The sequence below is a fragment of the Fimbriimonas sp. LA-C6 genome (assembly GCF_055398105.1).
The window spans coordinates 1,733,860-1,748,949 of the sequence record NZ_AP038796.1 but is presented as its reverse complement, the minus strand read 5'-3'; the positions used below and the strand labels follow the sequence as shown (position 1 = coordinate 1,748,949).

12 protein-coding genes are annotated in these 15,090 nt (G+C 54.1%); 5 read left to right on the top strand and 7 right to left on the bottom strand.

From position 1 onward, the window contains the following. Positions 1-2: 2 nt before the first annotated feature. Entirely contained in the window at positions 3-1,352 is a 1,350-nt protein-coding gene (locus ACZ51B_RS08130; protein ID WP_464296739.1) for a M20/M25/M40 family metallo-hydrolase, read from the bottom strand. A gap of 166 nt (positions 1,353-1,518) precedes the next feature. Here ACZ51B_RS08130 and ACZ51B_RS08125 point away from each other — a divergent pair, with 166 nt between their 5' ends. Both ACZ51B_RS08125 and ychF read left to right on the top strand, forming a co-directional pair. Further along, positions 1,519-4,269, top strand: a complete 2,751-nt coding sequence (locus tag ACZ51B_RS08125; protein ID WP_464296738.1) for a GH92 family glycosyl hydrolase — start codon at positions 1,519-1,521, stop codon at positions 4,267-4,269. Between the two features lie 147 nt (positions 4,270-4,416). Further along, positions 4,417-5,508 (top strand): redox-regulated ATPase YchF, encoded by a 1,092-nt coding sequence (gene ychF, locus ACZ51B_RS08120; protein WP_464297177.1) that lies wholly within the window; start codon positions 4,417-4,419, stop codon positions 5,506-5,508. Positions 5,509-5,525: 17 nt separating this feature from the next. Here ychF and ACZ51B_RS08115 read toward each other — a convergent pair whose 3' ends face one another. Both ACZ51B_RS08115 and ACZ51B_RS08110 read right to left on the bottom strand, forming a co-directional pair. Beyond that, positions 5,526-6,062: a DUF3267 domain-containing protein gene (locus tag ACZ51B_RS08115; protein WP_464296737.1), complete on the bottom strand. Its 537-nt coding sequence runs from the start codon at positions 6,060-6,062 to the stop codon at positions 5,526-5,528. Beyond that, on the bottom strand, positions 6,059-6,391 hold the full coding sequence (locus ACZ51B_RS08110; RefSeq protein WP_464296736.1) for a tetratricopeptide repeat protein: 333 nt from the start codon (positions 6,389-6,391) through the stop codon (positions 6,059-6,061). The genes ACZ51B_RS08115 and ACZ51B_RS08110 overlap by 4 nt, the downstream gene beginning before the upstream one ends. 450 nt (positions 6,392-6,841) lie before the next feature. Here ACZ51B_RS08110 and ACZ51B_RS08105 point away from each other — a divergent pair, with 450 nt between their 5' ends. From ACZ51B_RS08105 to ACZ51B_RS08095, 3 genes are all read left to right on the top strand, one after another. Further along, a complete protein-coding gene (locus tag ACZ51B_RS08105; RefSeq protein ID WP_464296735.1) occupies positions 6,842-7,642 on the top strand; it encodes a prepilin-type N-terminal cleavage/methylation domain-containing protein in 801 nt (266 codons plus the stop codon). A 171-nt stretch (positions 7,643-7,813) separates the two neighbouring features. Beyond that, positions 7,814-9,634 carry a DEAD/DEAH box helicase gene (locus ACZ51B_RS08100; RefSeq protein WP_464296734.1) on the top strand — a complete coding sequence of 607 codons (1,821 nt, stop codon included), beginning with the start codon at positions 7,814-7,816 and terminating at the stop codon, positions 9,632-9,634. Between the two features lie 11 nt (positions 9,635-9,645). Beyond that, positions 9,646-10,914 (top strand): hypothetical protein, encoded by a 1,269-nt coding sequence (locus tag ACZ51B_RS08095; protein WP_464296733.1) that lies wholly within the window; start codon positions 9,646-9,648, stop codon positions 10,912-10,914. On the opposite strand, the gene ACZ51B_RS08090 is transcribed toward ACZ51B_RS08095, so the two are convergent. The 4 genes from ACZ51B_RS08090 to ACZ51B_RS08075 all read right to left on the bottom strand — a co-directional run bounded on the left by ACZ51B_RS08090 (position 10,911) and on the right by ACZ51B_RS08075 (position 15,070). After that, positions 10,911-11,477, bottom strand: coding sequence for a DUF5655 domain-containing protein (locus tag ACZ51B_RS08090; RefSeq protein WP_464296732.1), 567 nt, complete (start codon positions 11,475-11,477; stop codon positions 10,911-10,913). The two genes, ACZ51B_RS08095 and ACZ51B_RS08090, sit on opposite strands and share 4 nt — an antisense overlap. 13 nt (positions 11,478-11,490) lie before the next feature. Then, positions 11,491-12,207, bottom strand: a complete 717-nt coding sequence (locus ACZ51B_RS08085) for a sugar phosphate isomerase/epimerase family protein (protein WP_464296731.1) — start codon at positions 12,205-12,207, stop codon at positions 11,491-11,493. Positions 12,208-12,245: 38 nt separating this feature from the next. After that, the gene (locus tag ACZ51B_RS08080; protein ID WP_464296730.1) at positions 12,246-12,674 is read right to left on the bottom strand and encodes a hypothetical protein; all 429 of its coding nucleotides are present in this window, start codon (positions 12,672-12,674) and stop codon (positions 12,246-12,248) included. A gap of 92 nt (positions 12,675-12,766) precedes the next feature. Beyond that, the gene (locus ACZ51B_RS08075) at positions 12,767-15,070 is read right to left on the bottom strand and encodes a transglutaminase domain-containing protein (protein WP_464296729.1); all 2,304 of its coding nucleotides are present in this window, start codon (positions 15,068-15,070) and stop codon (positions 12,767-12,769) included. Between the last annotated feature and the right edge of the window lie 20 nt (positions 15,071-15,090).

The window sequence follows — 15,090 nt, the reverse complement described above, 5'->3', positions numbered from 1 at the left end:
GGTTACAAACCTTCTTCAGAGATCAGCCACGCAAGCAAAGCCATCGAGATAGCCCCAAACTCAAGCTCCCGCGCATTCACATTGGCAATCACGTCGTTCCGAGAGTGGTGATAGTCAAAGTACCGCTGATTTTCAGGCTCCAGAGCAAACAACGTCGTACCAAGCGGTGCGAGCGGCGCAATGTCAGCATCCCCACCACCCTCGGTGAACCGCTCAATCCCAAACGGTCGGAACAACGGCTCCCAAGCCTTCACTGTCTCCAACTTGGCTTTCGAAACGCCAAACCCACGAGGCATAAACCCACCCGAGTCCGATTCAATCGCCGCATAGTGCTTCTGACTCGACTTAGCCGCCATCGCCCCATACGCCTTGGCCCCCCGAGTGCCGTTCTCCTCATTCATAAACGCCACCACTCGAATCGTCCGCTTAGGCCGCAATCCCAACTTCTTCAAAAGCCGAACCGCTTCCAACGACTGAGTAATCCCAGCCCCATCATCATGCGCGCCACGCCCCAGATCCCAACTATCCAGGTGGCCACCCATCACAATAATCTCGTTGGGCAACTCACTCCCAACAATCTCACCCGCCACGCTCGCAGAAGGAACATCCGGAAGGTTCTTGCAACTCAAGATCAATCGAAGTCTAACCCGACCCTTCCGCAAAGCCTGAGTAAGCCGATCCGCACTCTGAATCCCGAGCGCCGCTCCCGGGATCTTCTTGCCAGGCGAGTACACCAGCGCACCCGTATGAGGAGCGTCGTCCTTCGCCAATGTCATTGACCGAACCACCACGGCCACCGCTCCGTACTTAGCAGCCATCGATGGCCCCGCCACTCGCTGGTCTACCGCTCCACCATATGCGCTAAATGTTTTCGTCAAGGTTGCATCAAAAGGACGATTGTAGAAAACAATCTTCCCCTTACACTTAGCACCTAGTGACGCTACTTCTTGAAGCGACTTCACTTCAATCACTTCGGCTTCTAAACCCTTCTTAGGCGTCCCAACACTGCCACCTAAAGCACAAACGGCAAGAGGTTTGCTTTGGCCAATAATGATCGCCTTCTCGGTCTTGCCACGCACCCAATGCGGAACCATGCAAGGCACAAGATGCACATTCTGCAAACCCATGGCCTTCATCTGTTTTGTGGTCCAAACCACAGCTTTGGCTGCCTCTGGCGACCCGCTCACCCGACCACCAACATTCGTGGTCAGGTCATTCAACATTCGGTACGCCCCCAACTCGGTCAAACCAGCAATTCGAACTCGTTTGAACTCAGGACGCTCCGGCTCCTGCCGGAGAATAGGTTGGCTAGAGGACTTGGTCAGGACAATGGCAATCAGGGCGGAAACCATACGCAAGATTATAGATGTATCGATGAAAATAAGCTAGCTCACCTAAAACAGTGCCAAGAAGCCACTAAGTTGATAAATCAGTGCCTTCATTAATTCAATAGCGGTAACATCCGGCTGTATGGTAGCTAGTCGCAGAGCAATAGCTCGTAACGTTTTCAAAAAAGCTGTGCCATTTGGCCTTTTGGCCTTGTGTGTGACGGCTGGAGCAGCCCAGCAAAACCCTGTAGAGTTCATCGATCCCCTGATCGGAACAGACGGGCACGGTCACGCATTCCCAGGTTCATCAGTTCCATTCGGAATGGTCCAACTGAGCCCGGATACACGGATTGACACCTGGGACGGATGTTCAGGATATCACTACACGGATTCCTCGATCTTAGGCTTTAGCCACACCCACCTTTCGGGTACTGGCTGCGGCGGACTAGGCGACATCCTCGTGATGCCGAGCGTCAAGCAAGACGTTCTCAAGAGTGGCTACACCTCCGCCTTCTCGCACTCCAAAGAAGTTGCTAAGGCTGGCTACTATAAAGTCTTCCTCGACACCCCCGGCGTCACGGCAGAACTCACCTCAACCTCACGCACGGGATTCCATCGCTACACGTTCCCAGCGAGCAAAACGTCCAGCATCGTGCTCGATCTATCCCACGGCGTACAAAACGATGTCATCGACACGCAGCTAAAGGTAGAAAACAAAACCACACTCTCCGGCTTCCGCAAATCCAGCGGATGGGGCGGCGAACGGTTCGTCTATTACGTGCTTCAGTTCTCCAAGCCATTTAAGAGCGCATGGGTAGAGCCAACGAGTGGAACCGTCCATGGATCATTAACAGAAGGATCGGAAACTGGCGAATTGAGCGGCAAGCTTAAGTCAGCATTCCACTTCGAGACCAAAGCAGGCGAGCAGATCCTCGTCAAAGTCGGCATCTCCGCTACAAGCGTCGAAGGTGCCCGCAAGAACCTGAAAGCAGAAAACCCAGGCTGGAATTTCGACAACGTCCGAAAGGCCGCAGAAAAGCAGTGGTCCAAGTGTGTCGATGCCATCAAGGTCGACAGCTCAGACGTCAAGCTCAAACGCACGTTCTACACCAACCTGTATCTCTCCTACATCGCACCGAACCTCTTCAGCGATGTAGACGGATCCTACATGGGGCTCGACCACAAGGTCCACCCGAAAGCCGGTTTCCAGAACTACAGCACCTTCTCACTCTGGGACACCTACCGCGCACTTCACCCACTGATGACAGTACTGAACCCAGGCGAAGTCTCAAACATGGTGCAGTCGCTCATCACAGAGCACAAAGAATCGGGCTACCACAGCACACCCATCTGGCCGCTCTGGGGCAACGAAACCTGGTGCATGATTGGCTACCACTCAGTACCTGTCATCGTAGACGCCTACTTCAAAGGTTTCAAGGGATTCGATCCAGAAGAGGCCTATCAAGCCATCCGCGACACGGCCATGCAAGACCGCGACGGACTCGATACCTACAAGAAGCTAGGCTATGTAGCATCCCGAGCCGGATTCCAAGCGACTTCTAAAACCATCGAATTCGCCTACGACGACTGGTGCATCGCAAGAATGGCAGAAGCCCTCGGACACAAAGAAGACGCCGAACTCTTCTACAAGCGATCCACCAACTACCGAAACCACTTCGACCGTTCCACCCAATTCTTCCGTGGCCGCAAAGCCAACGGAGCCTGGAGAGGGTCGTTCGACACCCGCGGCCTAGTCGGCGACGAATACACCGAAGCAGATGCCTGGCAGTACATGTTTGGCGTGCAGCAAGATGTCCCAGGTCTCATCAGTCTCTACGGCGGAGACGAGGGCTTCATCAAGCGAATGGACCAGATGTTCGAGGAAGACTCGACCATCCACACGAACATCCCCGACATCACCGGCCTCATCGGTCAGTACTCGCAGGGCGATGAGCAGTGCCATCACGTGGCCTACCTTTACAACTATGCAGGCGCACCCTGGAAGTCGCAACGACGGATCCGACAGTCCATGGATCTCTTCTTCAACGACACCCCAGCCGGTCAGTGCGGAAACATCGACTGCGGACAGATGGCAGCATGGTACGTCTTCAGCTCCATGGGCTTCTATCCCGTGAACCCAGCAAGCGGCATCTACATCATCGGTAGCCCACGCTTCGACAAAGCCGTGTTGGATCTCGATAAGTCGAAGTACGGCGGACGCAAGTTCACAGTTATTGCCGAGAACAACAGCCGAACCAACATCTACATCCAGTCGGCAACCTTCAACGGCAAGCCATACGACAAGAGCTGGATCTCACACAAGCAGCTCACCGAAGGCGGCACGCTCAAGTTCGTAATGGGCCCACAGCCAAACAAGGCATGGGGAGCATCTCTCGAAAGCCGACCGCCAACGACCATGCCAGCGGGCTACCAATACAGCCCACTTCCAGAACCAGCTGAAGACAAGCCTGTAGTCCTCACGCTCCCAATCCGAATCGTCTGCGGCTCGGACGAACCAGTCGGCGACTTCATCCCAGACCCCAACATGATGGAAGGCTCAACCAGCCGAGGCAACATGAAGGTCGATACCAGCGCGCCAAACTCAGGACCTGAAGAGATCTACAAGAGCGAGCGCTACGCACAGGACTTCAGCTACAAGTTCTCCGTGCCAAAGGGCAAAGGCTACACCGTCCGACTGCACTTCGCGGAGGTTTTCGACGACAGCCCAGATATGCGAATCGAAGATGTCTTCCTCAACGGCAAGATCATCCTCAAAGACTTCGATATCTTCAAGGCCGCCGGAGGCTCCAAGAAGGCCGTCGTACGCGAGTACAAAGACGTCCAACCAGACGCCAACGGCATGATCATCATTCGAATCAAAGCAACCCCAGGTAGCCCAGACCAGAATGCCAAGATCAGCGGAATCGAAATCCTAGACTAACACCCACCAAATGCCCTCCCGAGTTCGATACTCAGGAGGGCTTTTGTCGTTTAGCTGTTCGCTAATTCCCGAAAACATGGGCGCGGAGCCGAAAGCGGTAAACTAGTGGACGGCCCCGAAGTTCCTTCGCTGCCAACCCATACGAGTATGCTAAGAGCTGGCAATGTAGGACTCCCGAACGTCGGAAAGTCGACCCTTTTCAACGCGGTGGTGGCAAATGCGAAAGCACAGGCCGCCAATTTCCCTTTCTGTACGATTGAGCCCAACGTCGGCATCGTCGCTGTACCCGACGAGCGCCTCGACGAACTCGCCAAGATAAGCGGCTCGCTCGACACAATCCCAGCGCGACTGGAGTTCGTAGATATCGCCGGTCTCGTAAAAGGCGCCAGCAAAGGCGAAGGCCTAGGCAACCAATTCCTAGCCAACATCCGCGAAGTAGACGCAATCGTCCACGTGGTCCGCTGCTTCGAGAACGACGACATCATCCACGTAGCCGGCTCCGTCAACCCCGAGAGAGACATCGAGATCATCAACATCGAACTCGCCCTCTCAGACATGGCCATGGCCGAGCGTCGCCTAGACCGAGCGCGCAAAGATCTCCGCACCAAGAAAGAAGCCCAGATTGAAATCGACGCCCTAGAGAAAATCCTCCCCGCTCTAGAAGAAGGTCTGGCAGCCCGTACCGTCAAGCTAACCGAAGACGAAGCATTCTCCATCAAATCGCTTGGTCTGCTGACTCTAAAACCAGTCATCTACGCCGCCAATGTAAACGAGTCGGACCTCGCCACAGGCAACGCACACGTAGAGAAAGTCAAGGCAATCGCAGCCAAAGAAAACGCCGAAGTGGTGGTCATCTCAGCACAGGTCGAAAGCGAACTGGTCGAGCTCTCAGAAGAAGACCGAGCAGAATTCCTCGACTCCCTCGGAGTCAAAGACGGCGGTCTGAAATCCCTCATCCGAGCCACCTACCACCTCCTCGGACTCCAAACCTACTTCACCACCGGCCCCAAAGAAACCCGAGCCTGGACCATCATCAAAGGCATGACCGCCCCTCAAGCCGCAGGAGTGATCCATAGCGACTTCGAGCGAGGCTTCATCCGCGCAGAAACCGTCTCCTACGAAGACCTCATCGCCGCAGGCTCCATGAAAGTAGCCAAAGAACGAGGCCAAGTCCGCAGTGAAGGCAAAGAGTACGTCGTCGCCGAAGGCGACACCATGAACTTCCTGTTCAACGTCTAAATCTTCCGTCAGGCTGTTTACGAAAACAGCCTGACAACGGCCAACGGCAACAATCCCGCCACCGCCACGCCATAGGCCACATCTGCCCAAACAATAGTCCAGCAACTGCCGACGTAAATGGCTCCGACAATCGGGATGCAGAATATCTTGAGAGCCAACGAGGCACCCGGTGCACTTACATACTTCCAAATTGCGCGAGCTTGCCCAGAGTCAGGCCACGCCTGAGTAGCAATGGAAACGCCCAGCCACATCAGAACGTAGTCGAGCAGGTCGCCAGTTCCGAATTTAAAGAGAGGAATTGCGGCAGTTGCGCCAACAAAAGCACCGAGAAGCGTATTGAAAAGGAAAGGGGCGAGGACCGCCACAACAAGCTTCCAGCGCTGCTCCACCATTCCATAAGCCACATAGCCACGCGGGTTATGAGGGGCAGAGAAGTGGAAATACTCAATTTCGTAAACCGGAATCCGCAACCACTTACACACGATTGCAACCACAAACTGACGGACGATGACACCTGGAAAAGTTAGCCAGACAATGACAAATCTTGGGATCAACGTCTCACACCCTCAACTAAGGGTTTGAGCAACTCTCTCAACTCCTCTGTCTGCCGCCTACTCAAATCAGTGGGCAACCCCCGGGCAGCCGCCTCAGCCTCATCGAACTGGTTGTCTTGGACATAAGCCCGAATCAAATCCATGCGGGCATCCACCGATCCAGGATACTGAGCCACCACAGATTTCAGATTCGCCAATGCCGATTGTGGGTTCCTATCAGCAATGCTCTGCAAAGCCCGATCGTACTGAATCGTTGCCCGAACAGCAGCTGGCATCCGAAGCGCGGCCAAAGAAACAAGTAATAGCAGAGCAACGAAAAAGGCTTTCATCAACGGCGGTAACGGGAAAACCGCTACTTCCACCTTGGGGTCCTTCGACCGTACGTTTAACTGAGAGTCAAATTTCATGAGTACAGACGCCCCAAAACCGGTCCAAAGAATACCGTGGCCGAAGATGGACCAGATTCCTTTGTAAAGGACCTAACAAAACCGCAGTCCGTGGCATTTAAATTGTTAAACCTAATTGGATCACCGCCACTCATGAGGATCATGCCCCAACTAGCCACCACGCAGATGCAGTTGAGCTAGAACAAACCGATAACCGCAACTAAGTGGCAAATACTTGCGAGGTCCGTTTGTCATCCATAGCATTGCTAGCCAAACAATTACTAAATAGGGGCTTGTTTACCGGTTAACTAGTTGTTAACATTTCCTTAACCGTCATCTTAACAACTGAGCGGCTTAAACCTTTCAGTATTAAACAGTCGCGGAATCAAATCCATGAAACAACGAATCAACGCTTTTACCCTTATCGAACTTCTGGTGGTGATTGCCATCATCGCCATCCTCGCAGCAATCCTTTTCCCTGTATTTGCACAAGCCAAAGCTGCCGCCAAAAAGACAGCCGCACTATCCAACTGCAAACAGATGACCGTTGCAGGCATGATGTATCAAGGCGACAACGACGATACGATCTTCTTCCAGATCAATGGTCACGGCGATTCCACGGAGTACTGGAACTTGATGCTTCCATACATCAAGAACCGCGATATCGCTTACGACCCAGCAAGATCAACCACGGGCTGCGATAAAACATACGACAAATCCGGTCGCTGCCTCGGTTACGCACCAAACTTCGGCATCTACTCCTACCGAAACGGAAACGGAATCTTCCACCTCGAAGAATCATCCCCAACCGGCGGCTCTCTCTGGAGAGGTCGATCGGGTAGCGACTTCAGCGCACCAGCCGACACCATCTTCCTAGGTGCAACCAACGACACCAACATGTACACCCTGTCGTTCTACTTCCAGACAGGCGACGGCAAGACCCCATCCGCTATCCGACACGGCGGCCAATACCCAATGGCATTCATCGATGGCCACGCAAAGACCATCAAGATGGAAGCCTATTCGTTCCAGGCAGACGGCGACGCGTTCGACATCATGCCATCCAATGTCAACGACATCAAGAAGTACTGCTACAACGTCGATGCCATCCAGGAGCGCAACGGCGGCTACGGTAACGGCGTAGCATGCGGCACAGTTGCTGAGATGATCGTCAAAGACCGAGTCAAGCTCTAAGCTAAATTCTCATGGACTGCCCAGATCGCAATTCCGGGCAGTCCAAACACTGTATATTAAACTTGCTCATATTCTTGCCGATTTTAGGCCTTGAGCGGTTAAAGGTACACTAAGCTGAAAGGCGATAGGTCGGCGCGCACGCCCTCTTGTGCGCCATTCTCCAGAGAACTAATGCCTAAGCCTCCCAAGAAACCTTTTGCCGGATCGTCCACACCTAAAAAACGTGGAGGAACCACGCCTCCGAAACTCCAGAAGAATGCTGGATCAGCACCTTTTCCTAGCAAGCAGAAAGGACCTGCTCCCATTCCCAAGTCCGGCGGTAAACCTACCAAACGGCATAAGAGCTACGACGAGCCGAGAACACCCAAACCTGCTCTGCCAGAACCCGAAGTCGAAGTCTTCGAGTTGCCAGCCTTCTCGGAGCTTGAACTAGCAGAACCCATCACACGAGCCATCACGGAACTCGGATTCGAAACCCCAACCCCAATCCAAGCCCGTGCCATCCCAGTCCTACTCTCCGGCAAGGACATGATCGGCCAAGCACAGACGGGTACAGGTAAGACTGCCGCCTTCGCACTCCCGCTCATCCAAAAGATGGACGCCTCCGTGAACGAGACCCAAGCGCTCGTTCTGGCACCAACCCGCGAACTAGCGGTCCAGGTAGCCGCAGGAATCCACGACCTCTCCAAATACACCGGTCTCCGAGTAGTCCCCGTCTACGGTGGACAGCCCATCGACCGACAGTTCCGTGCCCTCCGACAAGGCGCGCATATCGTCGTTGGAACCCCAGGCCGTGTACTCGACCACCTTCGCCGAGGCTCGCTCACCCTAGCCAACGTCAAGTTCTGCGCCCTCGATGAAGCAGACGAGATGCTGGCCCTAGGTTTTGCCGAGGATATGGACGCCATCCTCGCGCAGCTCCCCGAAGAAAGACAGCTCGCCTTCTTCTCGGCGACCATGCCAAGCCGAATCCTGGCACTCACCAAGAAGTTCCTCAACAACCCAGAGCACGTCAAAATCGAGAGCAAGCGACGAACGCTGGAAACCACCAACCAGACCTACTACGAAGTCCCCCCCGGACCCGGCAAGAAGCAGGAAGCCCTGGCGCGAGTGTTGGACATGGAGACCCCTGGACCAACCATCATCTTCTGCCGAACCCGACAGGAGACCCACGACCTCAGCGAAGTCCTCAGCCTCCGCGGCTATAACGCCGAAGCGCTTCACGGCGACATGAACCAGCCAGAGCGCGACCGCGTTCTCCGCCGATTCAAGGAAGGTCTCGCAGACCTCCTCATCGCAACAGACGTTGCAGCACGCGGTCTCGACATCGACACCGTCACCCACGTCATCAACTATGACATCCCGTGGGACGTCGAGCAGTACATCCACCGAATCGGTCGAACAGGCCGAGCTGGTCGAACAGGCGACGCCATCACACTCGTCACAGGCCGCGAACGACATCAGCTCAAGAACATCGAGCGAATGATCGGCGCAACCATCAAGCCATCCAGAATCCCAACCGCCGCCGACATCTCCGCACGCCGCAGAGACATCTTCAAAGAGACCCTCATTGAGACTCTCCGAAAAGGTGAGTTCGACACGCACCTCGCAACGGTTGAAGAGCTCTCCGAAGAATTCGACACCGCCGAAGTAGCCGCCGCCGCGCTGCAAATGCTCTGGCACGCACAGCACAACAGCCCAGCCGTAGCCGAGGAAATGGCAGCCGACTTCGAGCAGCCAGAACTCGGTATGAGCCGAATCTTCATCGGCCTAGGCCGACAAGACAACCTTCGACCAGGAGACCTAGTCGGAGCAATCACCAACGAAGCAGGCCTCAACGGCAAGCAAATCGGCGTGATCGACATTCTCGATCGAACCGCATTCGTCGAAGTCCCAACCGCCGAAGCTGAGAACGTAGTCGGAGCACTCCGAAACACCAAACTCCGCGGCAGAAAGGTCAAGATCCAAATCGCACGAGCGGGTGAGCGCTAGGTAGGAAACCCATGGTGAAAGGCTTCGCCGGTATCGGGCTGGTCATGATCGCAGTAGCGTCATGGCAACAGCAGGATGCCGGCGACGCCGAGACCCAGCAGCTCACCGCAAAGACCACCGACCCCATCGCCAAACTCCAGCAACAGATCGACAGCGGTGCGGTCAAACTCAAATTCGAGCAGCCAAACGGCTACCTCCGTTCAGTTCTCCAGCAGCTCCACATCTCCTCCGCGTCCCAAATGTTGGTCTTCTCCAAGACCAGTCTCCAGTCATCCCACATCTCCCCCACCGCACCCCGCGCACTCTACTTCGATGACAACTGCTACGTCGGCTGGGTAAACGGCGGCCAATACTTGGAGATCGCCAGCTTCGACCCCATCCACGGCCCCATCTTCTACACACTCGCCAACGAGCCGCAAAAGAAGCCCACCTTCAAGCGCAGAAACGACGAGTGCCTCCAGTGCCACTCCACCGCGCAAACCAAACGTGTCCCCGGCCTAGTCATGCGCTCGGTCTACACAAGCGCCGATGGCTACCCCAGATTCGGTGACGGCTCCTACCTCACCACCAGCAAGAGCCCCATCAAAGAGCGCTGGGGAGGCTGGTACGTCACGGGCAAACACGGCTCTCAGCGCCATATGGGAAACGTGACGGCGACCGGCGAAGAAGGGCAGTCCACCCTAGACACAGAACGGGGCGCAAACGTGACAGATCTTCGACCCTATTTGGATGTCTCACAATATCTCACCCCTCATTCAGATATCGTGGCCCTACTGGTCGCGGAACATCAGGCGAACCTCCAAAACCTCATCACCAAAACGAGCTATCTTTGTCGAAACGCACTGCGAGACGAACTCCTCTATAAGGAGCAAGAACCCAAGGGGCAACACTCGGCCAGCACTAACTCCCGTATAGAACACGCCAGCGAGCCTTTGATCGAGGCGCTACTCTGCAGTGGCGAGACAAAGTTCTCCGAACCCATCAAAGGAACAAGTCGATTCGCAGAGCAGTACATGTCTGCCGGACCCAAAGACAAGTTAGGGCGCAGTTTGCGTCAGTTAGACCTCAAAACCCGCCTCTTAAAGTACCCGTGTAGCCCCACCATCTACTCACCAGCTTTTGACGCGCTGCCAAGTGAGGCGCGGTTGTACATATACAAGCGGATCCGGCAAATCCTGGCAATCGACAACCAAGAACACAAATTCTCAGCACTAACCCCAGAGGATAAACAATCAATAGTCCAAATCCTTTCAGAAACAAAGCCCGAATTTAGTCACTAAGCCGAATCATAGGCCTGCTTGAGCCAACCCAATAACTCGTCGTCTACATCGCTAAGAGCACCAATTTTAACCCGATGGGAGAGCATGGCATTGAAGCTACCAGAGGGCTCCAGTCGTCCCACCGGTTCCACGCCCTTTAAGTTGATGCCTACATCAATTCGAGACGTAGTAGATGGCTGGACAATAGCAAACTGCTTAGACCTACGAATACTCAAATAACCTTTCTTAGGCGCCACATCAACATCGTGCCCGAGGCTATTAATCTTCGCCATGATGGCGTCGTGGATAGGTCTAAGCCCAGCTTTCGCGCCGGAATACAACGCATCAGATGGATCCTCATCTTCGGCAGAAATAGCCTTGCCAATGGCCGTAAACCTTAGCGCAATCTGGTTCGCGTAACCATGGGAAACCGCGTGATCTCCCTTAAGAAACTTCATGATCTCGCCATGTTTTGTAAAGCCGGTCGGGCGGATGAGATCAAACCACTCCTCAAGCGAGCGCCCAGTTTTCTCAGATAAGTTGGCGATCATGTCAGCGAGAGCGTCTTCGGGACGTTTAGCCATAATAATCCTTCAATCAGAACAGGGTCTGAGCCTGAGCATACGCCCTGCGGACATCATCAACTGTTCGTATATCTTTGCATTCTAGGCTGATTCGCCCGTCATAACCATACTCTTTCAGCTTGGAAAGGAAATGAACCACCTCAGGATCCGCCAAATTCGGTGCCTTCCGTTCCCTGTTCGAGAGATGCACATGAGCAGGCAACGGGTTCATCATCGCCCGCCAGAAAGACTCCTCACCCAAAACCGAAGGATGCTCGCGGAGCACATGGTACAGATCGAACGTATAGTCCAAATCCTTCTCCCCAAGCGCCAACCGAAGTTCAACAGCATCCGTCCCAAGGTTCGTCTCAATACTGTTCAACTGCTCAGCCGCAATCACAATGTCATAAGGCGATGCGATCTTCTGAATGGCCCCCATCAGATCAATAAAGGCCTCAAAGCAATCGTCAGGATCGTATTCGTCGGGCACATGCCGAGCCTGTCCACTGCCAACCACCATCACCTTCACGCCAAGCTGAGTCGCCCGCTCAATCCGAGACACCGCGTACCCCAAGATCACCGCAGGCTCCATCTGATACAACTGGAAGTCCCCTGGGAAGAAAAGGTTGGTCGCCTCAACGTGCGGAATATAATCCGCACCCAAAGAGACGGCAGGTAGCTCCACAAAGTCAAAACCCGCCGCAATCGCAGCAGGTGCAAGAGATTCAGAGCAACAGAGGCCTAACCGCATGCTTCTAGCTTACTGAGGTCAGGCCACACAAAACTCAACTACGAACCTGAATCAAGAACCATCGGGATCGAAGTCTGCAAAAACGATGGCAGCATCGCCTTTCCTTCCGCAGGTGGGTGAATCGTCAAGGTCTTGCCATCAGAACCAAGCTCACCTGTCATCTGTGGTTTAGGTGCCTTACCTGTCACGGCAGCTATGTCCTTGCCCATCATGTTAGTCGTGGTGATCTCAATCTTCCCGTCCTTGAACGTATAGGTCCCCTGACTCATCGATCCCTTAAACGTGTTGTCATCCTTAAACTCGTAGGTAAAAGTGCTAGCAAACCCGGTAATGAAGCCTTTAGGCTCATCGTTCTCGTGTGCCTTCACAAAAGCCGGGTCGACTTTCCATTTACCAACAACAGTTGCCTTATGGCAGCCACAAACAACAAAAAGACTTAGAGCAAGAAGCGGAGCGAACGGACGCATGCGCAAGTTATACACGACGTTGTGGACAACTTAAAGAAAAATAGGTCTTTATACAGATGAACTGGAGTAACGTCTCACCCCAGTTTCAACCTTCACTTACCTGAAAACGTAACCCGCACAGGACTCGCCAGCTTAGGATCAGCCCGCAACTCCAACCCCTGGCAGTAAGTCTCAAGACTACTCTTCAACTCAACGGGCGCCTGTGCTTTGCCATTAATCTCAACCTGCAAAGGCTTGCTCAAGTCCACCAAATGGGTATCCAGCCAAAGAGAAATATCCGCCTGACCCTCAGCCTTGATCGTTACCGAATTCCCCTTGATCACAGCCTCAATCCGCCCCTTATCAACGGGCTTAGAAGCCTCCAACCAGAAGAAGTTGTGCAACCGATCATCCGACTGCACCCACACTAAGTGCTTCGGAGCCGTATCCCGTGTGAAAGTGAGCATCTCAGCCAGCTTGTCGTGATCCGGCACAAAGTGGCCCACCCCAGTCTTAAACTCCAATCCACCGGGGTACCCGCCGCCATACTGCTTCTTCCAACCCTCAACAGAAGCGGCAAACTCCTTGTTCAACTTCGCACGACCATAAGCCGTATCCTGCTCACCCACCATATACGTAAACCGAGTGTTCAGCAAATTCTCACCACAGGTCTCACCAGGTGTCAAAGCCGAAGCCGAGGCATGCACCGCCGCAAACCGGTAAGGAATCTTAGGCCCAATCACATAAGCCCCATACCCGCCATGAGAAGCCCCAAGTGTGTAAACCTTATCCGGGTTCACATCCTTGAAAACCACAAACTGCTTGATCAACTGCTCCATCAAAGGACTCATCGCCTTGTCATAGAAGCCGTTCCACTCATCGTTAGGAGCGCGCAAAGCAAGGTAGATGTATCCACCGACCTCAGGATGCTCATTGTAGTAGTGGAACATCCCGTCCCACTGCTGATCATTCACATCCTTCGGCACGCCACCACCACCGTGCATGGCAACAACCAGACCCCAGCCACCCTTCGGCTTAGTCCCAACATATCGCCACAGATACGGACTAGTCCTGTCCGAAGTAGAAACCGTCTTCGCCTCCAACTGCTTCTTCAAAGGATCATTGGCCAAAGAAGCCTTATACGTATCCCACGCAACCGCCCGAGCATTTTCATCAACCGGAAGAACAGCAAGCAGCTTCTGAGCAGCACTCCTCTTAGACAAATCTGAACTAAACCGATCCGACAAAAGCGACGACAAATGACCCGCATCCAAAGAAGTCGGAGCGTCAAGATTCATCCGAACAACTGTGTCCTTCTCAATCGTCGCCCACTGAGTAGAGCTAATCCCCTTGTACCGAGCCACCACAAGGAACGAGCGCCCCGGATTCACCTCGCTGTTCAAATGGAAGTTAACATCACACTGCGCACCAAAGCTAAGCCCCCCAATCTTCTGCTCACCCGAGCCAGCCTCCAACGCAGTCACCTCAGCCTCCACACGCGTCCCCTTCTGCACCACTTCCACCATCAAACGCGGAAGACCAGAGGGTTTTGCGCCGGTGTATCGATCCGTCACGTTCTCAGCATGGATCTTCGCCCCCGGATCCCAGATCAAAGGGAAGAACTCATTCGTGTCTTTGTAAGTCACCGCATAGATGGCATTCTCAGGCACGTTCTTGATGGCCTTAGAAGCATCCCCAACAAACCAACCGTGGTCTAACCCCTTCTCATCCGGTTCAGCCGCACCAGCAAAGTGCCATCCCTGATCCCAAACTTCAACCCAGGTGTGATTCCCACCCCGACCAGGCCAAGAGTTGATACCCGCCACCCGCGCCGGGATCCCAACCGCACGGCAAGCCTCCACCAACATAATCGACAGCCCGGTGCAAGTAGCCATCCCCTGCGCAATCGTCTCCCGAGAACACTGATCCGTCCTCAAACGACGCGTATTGTAAGTGACCTTGTAGTCCTTGAAAATAGTCTTGTTGATGAGCTGAGCAGCCTCGCCAGGACTCTTAGTCCCCTTCACCAACCCCATGTACTTCTCAAAGAACACCGACCGCATCGGGTCCCGAGGCTCAGTCACATTCGCATGAGGCAAAACCGAATCGAGAAAGATATCCTTCGGGATGGTCTTGCCCCAACTCACCTGCTTCTCAGCCTTCAGCGCCAACTCGATGTTCTTCCGAAGCACCTCAGGAGCAAGCGCCTTCAGGTCACTTACCGGCAGATAACGGACAAGGTAACTCGCACTTTCTTGCTCGGCTTTGGGAATGCTAAAAAGGAACTTCTCCCAAACTTGTCTCCTCTCAGGAGCGCGCGCAAGTGACGCATCAACCGTAGCATCCCACCACTTCGGACCCGCAGCATTGGGCGAAGACAATAGGGAACCTGCAAAGAGTACAAGGAGAGCGTTCATCGGTCTCCCTATTATAAAGG

What these genes read in the sequence shown, in the direction of transcription:
- ACZ51B_RS08105 (WP_464296735.1), top strand. Translation starts at nt 6,842, where the DNA reads ATGAAACAACGAATCAACGCTTTTACCCTTATCGAACTTCTGGTGGTG.
- ACZ51B_RS08080 (WP_464296730.1), bottom strand. Translation starts at nt 12,674, where the DNA reads ATGCGTCCGTTCGCTCCGCTTCTTGCTCTAAGTCTTTTTGTTGTTTGT.
- ACZ51B_RS08090 (WP_464296732.1), bottom strand. Translation starts at nt 11,477, where the DNA reads ATGGCTAAACGTCCCGAAGACGCTCTCGCTGACATGATCGCCAACTTA.
- ACZ51B_RS08100 (WP_464296734.1), top strand. Translation starts at nt 7,814, where the DNA reads ATGCCTAAGCCTCCCAAGAAACCTTTTGCCGGATCGTCCACACCTAAA.
- ychF (WP_464297177.1), top strand. Translation starts at nt 4,417, where the DNA reads ATGCTAAGAGCTGGCAATGTAGGACTCCCGAACGTCGGAAAGTCGACC.
- ACZ51B_RS08095 (WP_464296733.1), top strand. Translation starts at nt 9,646, where the DNA reads ATGGTGAAAGGCTTCGCCGGTATCGGGCTGGTCATGATCGCAGTAGCG.
- ACZ51B_RS08110 (WP_464296736.1), bottom strand. Translation starts at nt 6,391, where the DNA reads ATGAAAGCCTTTTTCGTTGCTCTGCTATTACTTGTTTCTTTGGCCGCG.
- ACZ51B_RS08085 (WP_464296731.1), bottom strand. Translation starts at nt 12,207, where the DNA reads ATGCGGTTAGGCCTCTGTTGCTCTGAATCTCTTGCACCTGCTGCGATT.
- ACZ51B_RS08075 (WP_464296729.1), bottom strand. Translation starts at nt 15,070, where the DNA reads ATGAACGCTCTCCTTGTACTCTTTGCAGGTTCCCTATTGTCTTCGCCC.
- ACZ51B_RS08130 (WP_464296739.1), bottom strand. Translation starts at nt 1,352, where the DNA reads ATGGTTTCCGCCCTGATTGCCATTGTCCTGACCAAGTCCTCTAGCCAA.